The sequence below is a fragment of the Streptomyces luomodiensis genome (assembly GCF_031679605.1).
In the GTDB taxonomy this organism is placed as follows: Bacteria; Actinomycetota; Actinomycetes; order Streptomycetales; family Streptomycetaceae; genus Streptomyces; species Streptomyces luomodiensis.
This window is the reverse complement of sequence record NZ_CP117522.1, coordinates 6,496,400-6,511,161: the sequence shown is the minus strand read 5'-3', so window position 1 is coordinate 6,511,161 and position 14,762 is coordinate 6,496,400. Positions and strand designations below refer to the sequence as shown.

Below are 14,762 nucleotides of genomic sequence, written 5' to 3'. Positions count from 1 at the left end.
GTCCGTCAGACGGTCAGCACGACCTTGCCGAACAGATCGCCGCCCGCCATCTTCTCGAACCCCTCACGGGCCCGGTCCAGCGGCAGCACCGAGTCGATCACCGGTCGTACCCCGCGGGCGGCGCAGAAGCTCAGCAGGTCCTCCAGCTCGTCCTTGCCGCCCATCGTCGAGCCGACGACCTTCAGTTCCAGGAAGAAGATCCGGTTGAGCTCGGTGGCCTCCGGGTTGGGGCCGCTGGTGGCCCCCGAGATCACCAGGATGCCGCCCGGCTTGAGGGACTTCACCGAATGCGACCAGGTGGCCGCGCCCACCGTCTCGATCACGGCGTCCACCCGGCGCGGCAGCCGCTGACCCGGTTCGTACGCGCCCTCGGCGCCCAGCTCGACGGCGCGGGCCCGCTTGGCCTCGTCCCGGCTGGTGGCCAGCACCCGCAGCCCGGCGGCCGCGCCCAGTACGATCGCGGCAGTGGCCACACCGCCGCCGGCACCCTGGACCAGGACGCTGTCGCCCGGACGCACGCCCGCGTTGGTGAACAGCATCCGGTACGCGGTCAGCCAGGCCGTGGGCAGACAGGCGGCCTCCTCGAAGGAGAGCTCCTTGGGCTTGCGCAGCACGTTCCAGCTGGGGACGGCCACCCGCTCGGCGAAGGTGCCCTGGTAGCGCTCGGTGAGGATGGAGCGGGGTTCGTCGGGCCCGACGCCGTGTCCGCTCTGGCCGATGACGGAGTGGACGACGACCTCGTTGCCGTCCTCGTCGATCCCGGCCGCGTCACAGCCGAGGATCATCGGAAGCGACTCCTCACCGAGGCCCACACCGCGCAGCGACCACAGATCGTGGTGGTTGAGCGAGGCGGCCTTGACGTTCACGGTCGTCCAGCCGGGCCGCGCCTCCGGCTCGGGACGCTCCCCCAGTTCGAGGCCGCTCAGCGGCTGGTCACGGTCGATACGTGCGGCATAGGCAGCGAACATGATCCCGACCCTAGGCCGCACGGGGACGCCACGGAACCACGCCACGATGTGACCCCGCTCGCCCCCGGACACGGCGCACGGCCCGGACCCAGCCCGCGGACCGGAAACAGCACGGACCGGAAACAGCCCACGGGCCGCACCCTCCACCCGAGGGTGCGGCCCGGTCCGTCGGCGGCGGCCGTCGGCGACGACAGCCGCCGACGGCCGTGGCTGGGGGCGTCAGCGGCGGGCGACGCCCTCCGCGCGGGCGGCCGCGGCGACGGCCGCGGTCACGGCCGGGGCGACCCGCTCGTCGAACGGCGAGGGGATGACCTTGTCCGCGCTCAGCTCGTCGGCCACCACCGCGGCCAGCGCCTCGGCGGCCGCGAGCTTCATGCCCTCGGTGATCCGGGAGGCCCGGACCTGGAGGGCGCCCGCGAAGATGCCGGGGAAGGCGAGGACGTTGTTGATCTGGTTCGGGAAGTCGCTGCGCCCGGTGGCCACCACGGCCGCGTGCTGGTGGGCGACGTCCGGGTGGATCTCCGGGTTGGGGTTGGCCATCGCGAAGATGAAGGCGCCCGGCGCCATCTTCGCCACGGCCTCCTGGCGGACCGTGCCGCCGCTGACGCCGATGAAGACGTCGGCGCCGTCCAGCGCGGCCTCCAGGGAGCCGGTGAGCCCGGCCTTGTTGGTGAAACCGGCCAGTTCCCGCTTGACGTCGGTGAGGTCCTCGCGGTCCTGCGAGACGACGCCCTTGCGGTCGCACACGGCCACGTCGCCGATGCCCGCCTCGGTGAGGATCCGGGCGATGGCGACACCGGCGGCGCCCGCTCCGGAGATGACGGCGCGCAGCTGGCCGAGCGACCGGTCGGTCAGCTTGGCGGCGTTGCGCAGCGCGGCGAGGGTGACCACCGCCGTGCCGTGCTGGTCGTCATGGAAGATCGGGATGTCGACGCGCTCCTGGAGCTTGCGCTCGATCTCGAAGCAGCGGGGCGCGGAGATGTCCTCCAGATTGACACCGCCGAACGAGGGCGCGAACCGGGCGACGGTCTCCACGATCTCGTCCACGTCCCGGCAGTCGAGCGCGATCGGCACCGCGTCCACCCCGCCGAACTCCTTGAAGAGGATCGCCTTGCCCTCCATCACCGGAAGGGACGCCTCCGGACCGATGTCGCCCAGCCCCAGCACCGCGCTGCCGTCCGTCACCACGGCGACGACCTGGGACTTCCAGGTGTAGTCGTGGACGAGCTCGGGCTGTTCCGCGATGGCGCTGCAGACCTTGGCCACGCCCGGCGTGTACGCGAGGGACAGGTCGTCCCGGTCGCGCACGGGCACGGTCGCCTGGACGGCCATCTTGCCGCCGCGGTGCAGGGCGAACGCCGGATCGAAGGGCTCTCCGTCGGTCACTCCTTCGGCCCCTTCGCCGCTGCCACTCATACTGTCGCTGCGAGGATTCGCCATCTCCGCTGCCACTATTTGACCCCTTTGTCGTTTTTCTGTCGAGGGTATCCGCCCCAGGTTCGGAGCGGGCGAGCACCGCGTCGGTTCCCCTGCGGCGGATGATCGCCGCATCGGTGCGGATGATCACCGCATGGATGGGGATGCGGACGCCGGGCGCGTCGCACACACGCCCTGAGCCCCGGGTGAGGGGGTGTAGCCGTCCGTTCTACCCGAAGCCTGTGCCAAGGGACGACCGAGTTCTGGTGCGCAGACACCGGAAAACAGGCATGACACCTCAAGGCGGGCGAAGCTCCAGTGAAAGTCCATGCCCCCGTCACGCGCTGTTCGCCGCGTGATCATGAGCCCGCCCCGCGTCTCCGACCGCCACTGTCCGGCCGGAGTCCGCTGTCCGGTTGTGCACCACGGGGATCGCCCGTTACCCGATTTTGACATGGCCGGTGACCCGCATGAGTCCGTCCGATGACAAGATGCCCCAATCACACGAGATCGCGACACCCATAAACGTGTTCCCGCCATCTCCCACGACCTCTCACCCTGCCGGAGGAACGAGCATGACCGCCAGCTTCACGCGCCGTGGAGCCACCACGAAGTCCCGGATGGCCCCCGTCGGCGCGATAGCGGTGGCGGGAGCCTTGCTGCTGACGGGCTGCGGCGACCAGACCGACAAGGCCACCGGCGGCACCAGGACCAACACGGCCCCGCTCTTCAATCTGCTCCCCCAGGAGATCCAGAGCGCCGGCGTGATCAAGGTGGGCTCGGACATCAACTACCCGCCGGTCGAGTTCAAGAAGGACGGCAAGGTCATAGGCATCGACCCGGACCTCGCCGACGCGCTCGGCAAGGTGCTCGGGGTGAAGTTCGAGTTCAACAACGGCACCTTCGACACCCTGCTCTCGGGCCTGCGCTCCAAGCGCTACGACATCGCCATGTCGGCCATGACCGACAACAAGGGCCGCCAGGAGGGCGTGGACCCGGACACCGGCAAGAAGGCGGGCGAGGGCGTCGACTTCGTCGACTACTTCACCGCGGGTGTCTCGATCTACACCAAGAAGGGCGACACCAAGGGCATCGAGACCTGGGACGACCTGTGCGGCAAGAAGATCGTCGTGCAGCGCGGCACCGTCTCCCACGACCTGGCCAAGGCCGAGTCGAAGAAGTGCGTGCAGAAGAAGAAGGGCAAGATCTCGGTCGAGGCGTTCGGCAATGACACCGAGGCCCAGACCCGGCTGCGTGGCGGTGGCGCCGTCGCCGGCTCCAGCGACTTCCCGGTCGCCGCGTACGCGGTGAAGACCTCCGGCGGGGGCAAGGACTTCCAGCTCGTGGGCGAGCAGGTGGAGGCGGCCCCGTACGGTATCGCCGTCGCCAAGAAGAACACCCAGCTGCGCGACGCCCTCAAGCAGGCACTCGCCCTGATCATCGCGAACGGCGAGTACGACAAGATCATCGCGAAGTGGGGCGTCCAGGACGGCGCGGTCACCAAGGCCATCATCAACGGCGGCAAGTGATCCGGCCCTCCCTCCGTCCGCGCGCTCGCGCTGAAAGGCACCATCCGTGACTACTGAGATCGAAAAGACCGGTCCGGTCGACGCCCCGCCCCCGGCGGCAGAGAAGATCAAGGCCATCCCGGTGCGGCACTACGGCCGCTGGGTCGCCGCGGTCATCGCCATCGCCCTGCTCGTCCTGCTCGTCTCCGCCTTCGCCCGGGGCGACGTCAACTGGGGCGCCATTCCGGACTACTTCTTCGACGGCGAGATCCTCAAGGGCGTCCGCAACACCGTCTGGATCACCATCCTCTCGATGGTGCTCGGCGTGGCCCTCGGCGTTGTCCTCGCGGTGATGCGGCTGTCGAAGAACCCGGTGACCGCCTCCATCGCCTGGGGCTACATCTGGTTCTTCCGCGGCACCCCGGTCTATGTGCAGCTGCTGGTCTGGTTCAACCTCGGCCTGGTGTTCGACTACATCGACATCATGCCGATCTACAAGGACGAGTGGTCGGACTTCATGACCCCGTTCCTGGCCGCCCTACTGGGCCTGGGGCTGAACGAGGCCGCGTACATGGCCGAGATCTGCCGGGCCGGCATCCAGTCCGTCGACGAGGGCCAGACCGAGGCCGCCCACGCGCTGGGCATGAGCCACGCCAAGACGCTGCGCCGGGTGGTGCTGCCGCAGGCGATGCGGGTCATCGTGCCGCCCACCGGCAACGAGTTCATCAACATGCTCAAGACCACCTCGCTGGTGATCGCGGTGCAGTACTGGGACCTGCTCCAGGCCACCTCCGAGGTCGGCCAGAACTCCGGCGCCACGGCGGAGATGCTCTTCCTCGCCGCCGCCTGGTATCTGATCCTCACCTCCGTGCTGAGCGTGGGCCAGTACTACCTGGAGCGGTACTACGCGCGTGGCTCCAGCCGGAACCTGCCCGCCACCCCGTTCCAGCGCGTCCGCGCCAATCTGCTCTCGTTCTCCAACCGCCGGGGAGGGGTCAGCGCATGACCGCCATGGTGAAGGCCGAAGGCGTGCACAAGTCCTTCGGCGCGGTGCAGGTCCTCAAGGGCATCGACCTCGAGGTCGCCCCGCGTGAGGTGTTCTGTCTGATCGGCCCGTCCGGCTCCGGGAAGTCCACCTTCCTGCGCTGTATCAACCACCTGGAGAAGATCAACTCCGGGCGGCTGTACGTGGACGGCGACCTGGTCGGCTACCGCCAGAAGGGCGACAAGCTCTACGAGCTCAAGGACCGCGAGGTCGCCGCGAAGCGACGCGACATCGGCATGGTCTTCCAGCGCTTCAACCTCTTCCCGCACATGACCGCGCTGGAGAACGTGATCGAGGCGCCGGTCCAGGTCAAGGGCGAGGCCAAGGCGGTCGCCCGGGAGCGCGCGAGTAAGCTGCTGGACCGGGTGGGCCTCGCCGACAAGGCGGGCAACTACCCCTCCCAGCTGTCCGGCGGCCAGCAGCAGCGGGTCGCGATCGCGCGGGCGCTGGCGATGGAGCCCAAGCTGATGCTCTTCGACGAGCCCACCTCGGCACTCGACCCGGAGCTGGTCGGCGATGTGCTCGATGTGATGCGCGGGCTCGCGGAGGACGGCATGACGATGATCGTCGTGACGCATGAGATGGGCTTCGCCCGCGAGGTCGGGGACTCGGTCGTCTTCATGGACGACGGGGTGGTCGTGGAGTCCGGGCACCCCCGGGAGGTGCTGACCAACCCGCGGCACGAGCGGACGAAGTCGTTCCTCTCCAAGGTGCTCTAGCCTGCTCCAGCCGCCGCGAAGCGCTCCAGCCGCCGCGAACGCCGTGACGGACCCGAGGGCGTGACGGACCCCGAGAGCGTGGCGGACCCGGAGAGCGGTACGAACCCCGAGGGCGGTGCGGGCAGGTGCCCGTACCGCCCTCGCGCGGTTTTCCCCGCCGCCGGTCAGCCGCCGGTCAGGGGGCCGCCTCGGATCACTTCAGCCCGAGCACCATCGAGTCCGAGGGCGAGCACCAGACGGCCCGCGCCTCCCCGAAGCCCGCCGCGCGCAACGCGTCCACATGCCAGGCGACGGGCTGCGTCTCCCCGTCCGCGTGGTCGCCGTTCGCCGGGTTGCCGAAGATCGTGAAGCGCTCGGCGACCGGCTCCGCCAGCGCCTCGTCCCGCGCGGCGGTCTGCCACCAGTCCGCCCAGTCCTGGGCGCCCTCGGCCTTGGCCCGGACCCGCCGCGCCTCCTGGTACGCGTGGTCGGCGGCGTTGAGCCGGGGGGTGGCCGGATCGGGCATGTGGTCGGCGTTGAGGAACACCCCGCCCTCCCGTACGACCCCCGCCACCTGCCCGTACAGCACCCGCAGCTCCTCGGAGCGCAGCCAGTGCAGCGCGGTGGCGGTGAGCACCGCGTCGTACGCACGGTGCGGCAGCCGCTCGGTCCATCCGGGGTCGCGCAGATCGGCGGTGACGAACTCGGCGCGCGGCTCGGCCGCGAAGTGGCCGCGGGCGATCGTCAGCAGCGCGGGGTCGAGGTCGATGCCGGTGGTGGTGGCGCCCGGGAACCGGCGCAGCGCCCGGTCCGAGATACTGCCCGTGCCACATGCCAGGTCGAGAATCCTCGGCTCCGGACCGACGACGGCCTCGACCGCGTCGAGCATCACCCGGAACCGCTCCTCACGATCGGGGAGGTACCACTCCTGCTGCCGGTCCCAGCTCCGCTGCCACGCCTGCCAGTCCGCTACGGCGACGGTGTCCGTCATCGCGCCCTCCATGCCATGCGTCGTCATCTGCGGCGATCCTGCCCGTAATACCCTCGTAAGCAGAACACCCATTACCCGCCTGTCGCCGACTCTAGACCGCCCGTCGTAAGGACCACAAGTGGAACTGGCTTATTACTCGGATCTCGCCGTGCGCCTGGTCAACAGCGAAGAGCCCAGCCGCGGCACGGACACCCTGACCTCGGTGGAGGCCGTACGGGCACTCTTCGGCGAGAGCCAGCAGGCGGCCCGGCGGGCGACGGACGCCGATGTCACCCGGCTGAGGTCGGTCCGGGCCCGGCTGCGCGCCGTCTTCGAGGCGGCGGCGGAGGGCGACGAGGTGCTGGCGGTGGATCTGCTGAACGCGCTGCTCATCGAGTTCCCGGTGAGCCCGCAGATCTCCGGCCATGAGATCCGCGACGAGGACGGCCGCCCCAAGTGGCATATGCACATCGCGGACTACGCCGCCAACGCGGGCGCCGGATACGCCGCCACCGCCTCCATGGGGCTGGCCTTCCACCTCACCGAACTGGGCGCCGACCGGCTGGGCATCTGCGAGGCGTCACCCTGTCGCAACGCCTATCTCGACACATCGACAAATCGATCCCGGCGCTACTGCTCCGACCGCTGCGCGACCCGCGCCAACGTCGCCGCCTACCGTGCGCGCAAACGCCTGGACGCCGAGCGGACGGCCGACGCCGAGCGCGGCCGGCGCCAGGACCGCGAGCGCACCGGCCGTACGGCGGACACCACCCAGGAGACCAGCCCGGCCACCGACCGCTGACCGCCGCGCCCCGCACCCGGCCGCGGCCGCAGCCGAACCCAGGCGCGGGCGACCACCAGTTCGTCCGGCACGACGCCGAACTCCCGGCTGTCGTTCTTCACATACGGATTGTCGCCCTCAACCCACCAGCCGCCCTCGCGTCGCTCCACGACGCGCTTGACGATCAGCAGGTCCTGCCGGAACGGATGGCGCAGCACCACCACATCCCCCGGCCGCACGGGCGCCCCGTAGCGCACCACCAGCTGGTCGCCGGGGTACAGCGTCGGCTGCATGGAGGGGTTGTACACCTCCGCCAGCCCGATCCGCAGCAGTCCGCGCTGGTCACGGTCACGCTCCTGCCCGCGATCGCCCAGCTGCTCCCGCATCACGGCACCTCCGGTCCTCACCCGCACCCACCACGATCCCAGGCGTCCCAGCCTGACACCGGACTTTTGACCTAAGCCCCCCGGGGCACCCGAGAAAAGGCTTCCCCCACGGAGTAATGTCGCACCTGAGAAGACGATCACGAATGGAAGGACAGCTCTATGCTCTCCCGCCTGTTCGCCCCGAAGGTTCAGGTCAGTGCGCACTGCGACCTGCCCTGCGGTGTGTACGACCCGGCCCAGGCCCGTATCGAAGCCGAGTCCGTCAAGGCCATCCAGGAGAAGTACCAGGCCAACGAGGACCCGCACTTCCGCGCCCGCGCCACCACCATCAAGGAGGAGCGCGCGGAGCTCGCCAAGCACCACATCTCGGTGCTCTGGAGCGACTACTTCAAGCCCCCGCACTTCGAGAAGTACCCGGAGCTGCACCAGCTGGTCAACGACACCCTCAAGGCCCTGAGCGCGGCCAAGGGCTCGACCGACCCGGCCACGGGGCAGAAGGCGCTGGACTACATCGCCCAGATCGACAAGATCTTCTGGGAGACCAAGAAGGCCTGATCTCGCATCAGGCCCTCTGACCTGTAGTTCGTTTACTTACAGCGTCTCCCTGCCCGCACCCGGTCCGCAGGCCGCCCAGCACGGCGTCCACGACGGACCGGGTGCGGTCTGCTTCGGGGACGGCCCCGGTTCGTGTCAGGCTGCTTCGGTTTCGCTCGGAACAGCGAGTGCAGCAGTCCGCACAGCGAGCAACCGCCTGACCCACGCCCGGACCTCGGCCAGGTGTTCAGCCTGCAGCCCGACACGGGGCTCAGGCTGGATCAGGAGGGTCGCTGTGCCACGGGTGGTGCGCTCCGCCGCCCAGGCGTGGTCGAGGCCGGTGAAGTCGTCGTCGATCCAGACGGCGGGGGCGTCTGCCAGCCAGGCATCGACGTGGTCGCGTTTCCACAGGTAGCCGTTGGGGTGGCTGGTGGTGATCCGGGGTCGCGGGAGGTCGACGTGCGGCAGGGGCGGGAGGCCGAGGAGCGGTCCGATCAGGGTGGCGGCGTCCTGCCGCCAGCTGGTGCACCAGACGGGGGTGACCAGACCCGCACGAATCACTTCCATGAGCATGCGGCCGTGGGCGGGGTCGATCCAGACGGTGACCGGGTTGTCGGCGCTCCGGCCGGTGGGGACGACGTCGTGGCGGGCGTGGGTAGCCGGGGTCGAGCCGTCCGCGTTGGGGAAGGGTATGAGGACGCCGTCGATGTCGAGAAGCAGGTAGGGCGGGCGCATCGGTCCTCCATAGGTCGGATGGCTGGTCAGAGCTTGCGGGCGCGGATCAGCAGGGTGGCGGGCCAGTGGCCCATGGGGGGGTCGTGGAACTCCTGGGCCGAGGTGAGCCAGAAGCCCGCCCGGCTGAGGTGCTTCTCCCACCGGTCCGTGGAGAGCTCCCAGCGGGCGATGGGGAGCCGGGAGCGGTCGGGGAGGGTGACGTAGTCGCGCTGGGGCCGGTCGTCGCCGGATGGGCTTCGGCCGCCGCGCTGCGGGTGAGGGATGGAGAAGGCGAGCACCCGGCCGGGCGTGAGGCTCTGGGCGATGGCCGGCAACAGGAGCTCAGGGGCGACGAGACCTACTGCGCCGAAGACGGAGTAGATCGCGTCGAACTGCTCGTCGGAGGTGTGCAGGTAGTGCAGGGCGTGGTCGGCGACGAACGTGAGGTTGTTCAGCCGTCCGTAGTGCGAGCGGGCGCGGCGGACCTGCAGCCCGACCAGGTCGACGCCGGTGACGTGAGCCCCGTGGCGGGTGGCGAGGTGGGCGGCGTTGTGGCCGGGGCCGCAGCCGAGTTCCAGGAGTCGCTTCCCGCGCAGGTCGGGGCCGAGGATCTCGGCTCCGGGTCCTTGGCCGGGTCGGGTGGTCCACTCGGTCCGGGCAGGTACGGCGAGGGGTTCGGCGAGTCCGGCGGCGGTGCGCTGGAGGGCGTGGGCGTGCCATGGGGACGCCTGGGCGAGCACGTCAGATCTCCAGGAGGTGGAGGACGTCGGTGAGGTGGCGGCGGACGGCCTTGATGTAGGCGGGGTCGGTGGCCGGGTCGTTGATCCAGCGGATGGACTGCTCCATGAACCACTCCACGGCCCACATGCGGTGCCAGCCCAGGGCCCAGTTCTCGGCGCTGAGCCCGCTACGCCGGGCGAGGGCGTCGGGGGTGCCACCGGCGGTGACGTACTGCTCCAGGAAGACGCGCAGGCGCACAGGGTGCGGGGGCTCGATGGTGCCGTGCCAACTGGCGAGGTCGAGCAGGCCGGGGCCGGTGAAGGCGCGGGCGAAGTCCAGCAGCCGCCAGCCTCGCTCGCCGATGTGGAGGCTGGTGGGGTGGAACTCGGAGTGCACCCAGCCGAACGGTTCCAGCATCGCTCCCGTTGAGCGGGCCTCGGCAGCCTGGGCGATCCGGTCGAGCGCGTCCTCGACGTCGTCGGCGTCCTGCCACCGGTCGGCCTTGCGCAGCCGTTCGAGATGCTCCAGCGCCCGTGCCGGCAGCCTGCACAGCCGGTCCTGGTCGAGGACGGGCAAGGGTGGAGCCGTACGGGTGCCGTGCAGGATCACGGCCGCGGCGACGCCGTCGAGGTCGTCGGCCTCGCGGACAGACGGCCCGAGGTCCTCCATGAGCATGCCGAGCCAGCCGTCCAGGATGGTCGAGGCGTGGACCTGGGGAACGGGAACGCCGAGGGTGTGGGCCAGGCGGAGGGCCTGGTCCTCGCCGTCGAACGGCCTCTTGGCGTACTTGAAGATGGCCGTAGAGCCTTCGGGGAAGGTCACGCGCTCGACTCCGGACATGGACCACACGCGTACCTCCTCCCGTACGGCGGTGGTGGTCTGACCGGTCGCGGTGAGCAGGTTGCCGAGGAGTTCGGCGCTGGGGTTCGTCGTCACGGGAGCTCCGGGGGAGGGTGGTGGCGTCCGGGGCGGGCGAGGGATGCCGACCCGCCCCGGAGCCTGATCGGGTGGGGTTACGCGGCGGCGTTCACGCGGTGGGCGTAGACCTGCTCGATCCAGCCCGCCTTGAACGCGGCGAGGTCGTCGCGGAAGTTCGCCATCGAGGCACCGTAGGGCGCGACCACGCCTCCGGACTGGTCCGGCACGGACTGGCAGCCGTGCACGAGCCGGCCGCCGAGCGCGGCGTGGGCCTTGATGGACTCGGTCCGGCGGTGCTCGTTGAACCAGCCACCGTGGTAGACCTCGTCGAGCACCCCGCCCATCTCGTCGTCCAGGTCGAAGACGACCGAGGTGGCGGCTGGGAAGAACCAGCACGGTCCGACGTTGGAGATGTGCCCGTCCAGCTCGACCTTGTTGAGCGCCATCAGCGTGCCGGCCTCGCGGAGCATCCGCAGGTGGTCTGCGGTGATCTGCGGCAGGCCGAGGCCGGCCAGGTGCTCGTCGCGGAAGAGGTACGCGTACACCTCGTACGCGGTGGCCAGAACGCGGGTCGCGTCGGAGGTGGACGCTCCGTGCTGCTTGATGAAGTCGAGCGCGAGCTGCTCGACCGCGCTCTCGGTCGTCTCGTCCACGTCCAGGAGCTGGGACTTGACCAGCTCCCAGTCGGCGACGAGCCACGTGTTCGACTCGAAGCGGAAGAAATACTCGGCCGGGTCGATCGTGATGCGCCGGCCGTCGACCTGGATGCCGGGCAGGCGGCTCCAGCGCCGGTCGAATGCCTCGGGCAGGTGGACCGTGATGGCCGTGGTGTCGATGGTGGTCACCGTGTCTCCGTCTCTGTTCGGCCGGGTCCGGGCACAGGAATGCCCGAGCCCGGTGTGGGCGTACGGAACTTCGGGGTGCCGCCCGACCAAGGGGAGCCTGGATCACGGTCACGCCGTTCCGGGCGGCTGACGATTAGTGAACCGTTGGTCACGTTCAGTGGGTACGGTGGAAGGCAGTTGAAGCGGTATACGCGGTTTACAGCTCCAGGGCGGAGGCGATCGTGGCGGCGCAGAGAGAACCCAACTCCCGTCTGCGCGACGTCATCGACGCGGCTGGCTGCACCTACGAGGCCCTCGCCCGAGACGTGCGGCGCATCGCCGCCGAGAACGGCGAGATCCTCCAGACCAACAAGTCGGCCATCTCGCACTGGGTGAACGGCACCCGCACCCCGTCGGGCCGGGTCGGTCAGTACCTGGCCGAGGCACTGTCCCGTCGAGCGGGGCGCCTGATCGCCCAGACCGAGATCGGCCTCCAGGCCGATGATGCCGATGCGCCGGCGGAATCCGACCCCGTCCTCGCCGTCACCGACCTGGGCCGCGCCGACGTCGAGCGCCGCCGCTTCCTCGCCATCGCGGCCTTCACCACCGCCGGCGTCGCCATGCCACTCGGCTACGACCACGAAGCCACCGCCCGCATGCTCCGCGCCCGCACCGGCACGTCCCTGGTCGGCGCGGAGGACGTGGACGTCGTACGCCAGATCACCGCGGCCTTCAGCGCCGCCGACGAGCGCCTCGGTGGCGGGCACGGCCTGACCACCGTCACGGCGTACCTCGCCGACACAGCCGCCCCCATGCTGCGCGGACGCTTCGCCAGCGAAGCCTTACGCCGGGCCGCCTTCGGTGCCGTCGCCGAACTCGCCTACCTCGCGGGGTGGAAGCACCACGACCTCGGCCAGGAAGGCGCCGCCCAGCGCTACTACCAGGTCGGCTACCAGCTCGCCTGCGAAGCCGACCCCCACGGCCACGCCGCCTGGATGATGCGCGCCCTCGCCCACCAGGCCCTGAGCCTCAAGCAGCCCCACCACTGCGTCGACCTCGTCGAAGGCGCCCTGCGGCGCGGCCTCGGCCACGTCGACGGCCAAACCGAGGCTCTCCTCCACATCACCCACGCCCGCGCCTACGCGGCCACCGACGAGAACCCGTCGGCCGCACGCGCCCTGCTCGCCGCCGAGGACGCCCTCCTACGGGACGACGGTCCCCAGCCCAGCTACTCCCGCGTAAGCGGCCCGGCCGCCGGCACCGTGGCCAGCCACACCGCCCGCACCCTCACCGACCTCGCCGACCACATCGGCACCGAACAGCAGCACCGCGACGCCCTCACCCGCTGGGACCCCGCGAAGTACCAGCGCGTCCACGCCCTCACCCACGCCGACCTCGGCGACAGCCTCGCCGCCCAGGCCCGCGCCGACGAGGCCGTCGCCGCCTGGACCCAGGCCCTGGTCCTCATGGAGGGCATGACCTCCGACCGGACCCGGAAGGCGATCACTTCAATCCGCTCGACGCTCGCCGTCTACCAGCGCCGCCGCGTTCCCGGCGCCGCCGATCTCGCCCGCCGCGCCCGCGAGGCCCTCGCCTAACATGCCCCACAACCCGCCCGACGAAGGGAAGACCGTGGCCCAGCAGACCGACGACCAGCCGAAGGCCCTCAAGCCGGCGCTCGAATCGATGACCCTGCTGGTCGCGGCCGTCATCGTCCACGACAAGGCCACCAACCGAATTGTCCTCCTCCAGCGCAGCGAGAACGCGAAGTTTGCCCAGGGGATGTGGGATCTGCCCGTCGGCAAGAGCGAACCGGGCGAGCCCATCACGGAGACCGCGGTCCGCGAGCTCTACGAGGAGACGGGCCTCACCGTGAAGCCCGAGTCCCTCAAGGTCGCCCATATCATCCACGGTGCCTGGGGCGTCGAAGCCCCCAACGGCTTCCTCACGGTCGTGTTCGCCGCCCACGAATGGACCGGCGAACCCGAAAACCGCGAACCCCGCAAGCACTCCCAGGTCCGCTGGGTCGATGCCAACGCCATCCCCGAGAACTTCGTGGAAACCACCTCAAGCGCCCTCCACCGCTACCTCGCGGGAGGCCCAGACGTCTCCGTAGATGGCTGGCGATAGAAAGGCGCAGCGCCCTTTGTGATTCTGCCGATGACGAACATTTGCCGAGCCGACCTCGTGGGTGCAGGCGCATTCAGGTTCGGCGTGGACCATGATCAGGAATATGTGCTACCGCTCCTGCCCCATACACCGATTGGAAGCTGGGGCACTAGCAGTCCCGGCCGCGAACTCACCGAAGAGGGCGGTGGACTCTTCGTTGCCGCTGAGGATTTTAGCAATTCGCTCTCAAATATTCGGCGACTCAGATCCTGGGACGCGCGCTTCTCTCATCGACTTTCCCGGGGCGAGTGGGCCGAAGCTGTCGTCGCATACGAAGCTTCCCAGGAACAGCTCCTCTGGCATGTTCTCGAAGCTATCCTGATCGACCATAATTGGCGTCGGTCAGATTTCGAAATACAGGATCTCCCCGGCAACAGCAGCAGCGTACTCTCTGCCATCCAAGCCCATCTCGGCGGCTCTTCAAGGGTGCGGGAACCCGCCAAAGACGCTTTCGCGAAAATCTCAGCGTCTCCCTGCCCGCACTCGGTCCGCAGGCCGCCCAGCACGGCGTCCATGACGGACCGGGTGCGGTCTGGCTGGTGGTGATCCGCGGACGCGGCAGGTCCGGGAGGCCCAGGAGGGGGCCGATGAAGGTGGTGGCGTCCTGCCGCCGGCTGGTGCACCAGACCGGGGTGACGAGACCCGTACTGATCACGTCCATGAGCGCGAGGCCGTGGCCGGGGCCGACCCAGACGGTGACCGCGTTGTCGGGCTCCGGCCGGTGGGGACGACGTCGTGGCGGACGTGGGTGGCCGGGGTCGAGCCGTCCGCGTCGGGGAAGGGTATGAGGACGCCGTCGATGTCGAGGTCCTCCCGGCATGCGTTGAAGCCGCGCCGCTGACCGCGCTCGAGATCGAGGCGCTGCGGGCCCTGCACGTCACGCTGCAGGACCTGCGGCACGAGTACGAATCCGCGCTCGCCGTGACCCACCGCTCCTACCGACTGGAGGAGAACGCGGAGGTGTACACGCAGGGCCGGGCCCTGACCCACCACCCCGACGCCTTGCACGAGCTCAGCTGTCTGGCCCGACCACCATGAGCGCGGCGTCGGGCTGCTCACCTGGCGCTACGCGAGTGCGGCTGCGGTGCTGGGCACCAGTGTGGGCGCACGT

The 14,762-nt window shown here is 69.9% G+C and carries 15 protein-coding genes and 2 pseudogenes; 8 read left to right on the top strand and 9 right to left on the bottom strand.

The genetic code is table 11. The features are described 5' to 3' along the window. Positions 1-5: 5 nt before the first annotated feature. On the bottom strand, positions 6-968 hold the full coding sequence (locus PS467_RS27560) for a zinc-binding dehydrogenase (protein ID WP_311037494.1): 963 nt from the start codon (positions 966-968) through the stop codon (positions 6-8). Positions 969-1,187: 219 nt separating this feature from the next. After that, the gene (locus PS467_RS27555) at positions 1,188-2,420 is read right to left on the bottom strand and encodes an NAD(P)-dependent malic enzyme (RefSeq protein WP_268974369.1); all 1,233 of its coding nucleotides are present in this window, start codon (positions 2,418-2,420) and stop codon (positions 1,188-1,190) included. 539 nt (positions 2,421-2,959) lie between these two features. On the opposite strand from PS467_RS27555, the gene PS467_RS27550 reads away from it, so the two are divergent. The 3 genes from PS467_RS27550 to PS467_RS27540 are packed head-to-tail and all read left to right on the top strand — an operon-like array spanning position 2,960 to position 5,656. Continuing rightward, positions 2,960-3,913: an ABC transporter substrate-binding protein gene (locus tag PS467_RS27550; RefSeq protein ID WP_311037493.1), complete on the top strand. Its 954-nt coding sequence runs from the start codon at positions 2,960-2,962 to the stop codon at positions 3,911-3,913. A 46-nt stretch (positions 3,914-3,959) separates the two neighbouring features. Further along, positions 3,960-4,898, top strand: coding sequence for an amino acid ABC transporter permease (locus PS467_RS27545; protein ID WP_311037492.1), 939 nt, complete (start codon positions 3,960-3,962; stop codon positions 4,896-4,898). Positions 4,899-4,903: 5 nt separating this feature from the next. Then, positions 4,904-5,656: an amino acid ABC transporter ATP-binding protein gene (locus PS467_RS27540; protein ID WP_311039975.1), complete on the top strand. Its 753-nt coding sequence runs from the start codon at positions 4,904-4,906 to the stop codon at positions 5,654-5,656. A gap of 193 nt (positions 5,657-5,849) precedes the next feature. Here PS467_RS27540 and PS467_RS27535 read toward each other — a convergent pair whose 3' ends face one another. Continuing rightward, positions 5,850-6,626 (bottom strand): class I SAM-dependent methyltransferase, encoded by a 777-nt coding sequence (locus PS467_RS27535; protein ID WP_268974366.1) that lies wholly within the window; start codon positions 6,624-6,626, stop codon positions 5,850-5,852. 118 nt (positions 6,627-6,744) lie between these two features. Between PS467_RS27535 and PS467_RS27530 the strand changes: the two genes are divergently transcribed. Continuing rightward, entirely contained in the window at positions 6,745-7,407 is a 663-nt protein-coding gene (locus tag PS467_RS27530; RefSeq protein ID WP_311037491.1) for a CGNR zinc finger domain-containing protein, read from the top strand. A gap of 56 nt (positions 7,408-7,463) precedes the next feature. Here PS467_RS27530 and sodX read toward each other — a convergent pair. Next, a pseudogene (sodX, locus tag PS467_RS27525) lies at positions 7,464-7,772 on the bottom strand (nickel-type superoxide dismutase maturation protease); the annotation flags it as partial. 159 nt (positions 7,773-7,931) lie between these two features. Here sodX and sodN point away from each other — a divergent pair. Continuing rightward, the gene (sodN, locus tag PS467_RS27520) at positions 7,932-8,327 is read left to right on the top strand and encodes a superoxide dismutase, Ni (protein ID WP_268974364.1); all 396 of its coding nucleotides are present in this window, start codon (positions 7,932-7,934) and stop codon (positions 8,325-8,327) included. A 135-nt stretch (positions 8,328-8,462) separates the two neighbouring features. Here the strand turns inward: sodN and PS467_RS27515 are convergent, their stop codons facing one another. The 4 genes from PS467_RS27515 to PS467_RS27500 form a co-directional block, all read right to left on the bottom strand. Further along, complete coding sequence (locus PS467_RS27515) at positions 8,463-9,041, bottom strand: HAD domain-containing protein (RefSeq protein WP_311037490.1); 579 nt, start codon at positions 9,039-9,041, stop codon at positions 8,463-8,465. A 26-nt stretch (positions 9,042-9,067) separates the two neighbouring features. Continuing rightward, positions 9,068-9,760 (bottom strand): methyltransferase domain-containing protein, encoded by a 693-nt coding sequence (locus PS467_RS27510; protein ID WP_311037489.1) that lies wholly within the window; start codon positions 9,758-9,760, stop codon positions 9,068-9,070. Between the two features lies 1 nt (position 9,761). Further along, positions 9,762-10,676 (bottom strand): aminoglycoside phosphotransferase family protein, encoded by a 915-nt coding sequence (locus PS467_RS27505; protein WP_311037488.1) that lies wholly within the window; start codon positions 10,674-10,676, stop codon positions 9,762-9,764. 77 nt (positions 10,677-10,753) lie between these two features. Continuing rightward, positions 10,754-11,503: a hypothetical protein gene (locus tag PS467_RS27500; protein ID WP_311037487.1), complete on the bottom strand. Its 750-nt coding sequence runs from the start codon at positions 11,501-11,503 to the stop codon at positions 10,754-10,756. A gap of 221 nt (positions 11,504-11,724) precedes the next feature. Between PS467_RS27500 and PS467_RS27495 the strand changes: the two genes are divergently transcribed. Together PS467_RS27495 and PS467_RS27490 are read left to right on the top strand one after the other, a co-directional pair. Continuing rightward, positions 11,725-13,080 carry an NsdA family TPR-like regulatory protein gene (locus tag PS467_RS27495; RefSeq protein WP_311037486.1) on the top strand — a complete coding sequence of 452 codons (1,356 nt, stop codon included), beginning with the start codon at positions 11,725-11,727 and terminating at the stop codon, positions 13,078-13,080. A 1-nt stretch (position 13,081) separates the two neighbouring features. Beyond that, a complete protein-coding gene (locus PS467_RS27490; RefSeq protein ID WP_311037485.1) occupies positions 13,082-13,612 on the top strand; it encodes an NUDIX domain-containing protein in 531 nt (176 codons plus the stop codon). Between the two features lie 574 nt (positions 13,613-14,186). On the opposite strand, the pseudogene PS467_RS27485 reads toward PS467_RS27490, so the two are convergent. Continuing rightward, positions 14,187-14,452, bottom strand: a pseudogene (locus PS467_RS27485) (hypothetical protein); the annotation flags it as partial. Here PS467_RS27485 and PS467_RS27480 point away from each other — a divergent pair. Further along, entirely contained in the window at positions 14,387-14,689 is a 303-nt protein-coding gene (locus tag PS467_RS27480; RefSeq protein ID WP_311040117.1) for a hypothetical protein, read from the top strand. The pseudogene PS467_RS27485 and the gene PS467_RS27480 overlap by 66 nt on opposite strands. The last annotated feature ends 73 nt before the right edge of the window (positions 14,690-14,762 follow it).

What these genes read in the sequence shown, in the direction of transcription:
- PS467_RS27490 (WP_311037485.1), top strand. Translation starts at nt 13,082, where the DNA reads ATGCCCCACAACCCGCCCGACGAAGGGAAGACCGTGGCCCAGCAGACC.
- sodN (WP_268974364.1), top strand. Translation starts at nt 7,932, where the DNA reads ATGCTCTCCCGCCTGTTCGCCCCGAAGGTTCAGGTCAGTGCGCACTGC.
- PS467_RS27540 (WP_311039975.1), top strand. Translation starts at nt 4,904, where the DNA reads ATGGTGAAGGCCGAAGGCGTGCACAAGTCCTTCGGCGCGGTGCAGGTC.
- PS467_RS27535 (WP_268974366.1), bottom strand. Translation starts at nt 6,626, where the DNA reads ATGACGGACACCGTCGCCGTAGCGGACTGGCAGGCGTGGCAGCGGAGC.
- PS467_RS27550 (WP_311037493.1), top strand. Translation starts at nt 2,960, where the DNA reads ATGACCGCCAGCTTCACGCGCCGTGGAGCCACCACGAAGTCCCGGATG.
- PS467_RS27560 (WP_311037494.1), bottom strand. Translation starts at nt 968, where the DNA reads ATGTTCGCTGCCTATGCCGCACGTATCGACCGTGACCAGCCGCTGAGC.
- PS467_RS27515 (WP_311037490.1), bottom strand. Translation starts at nt 9,041, where the DNA reads ATGCGCCCGCCCTACCTGCTTCTCGACATCGACGGCGTCCTCATACCC.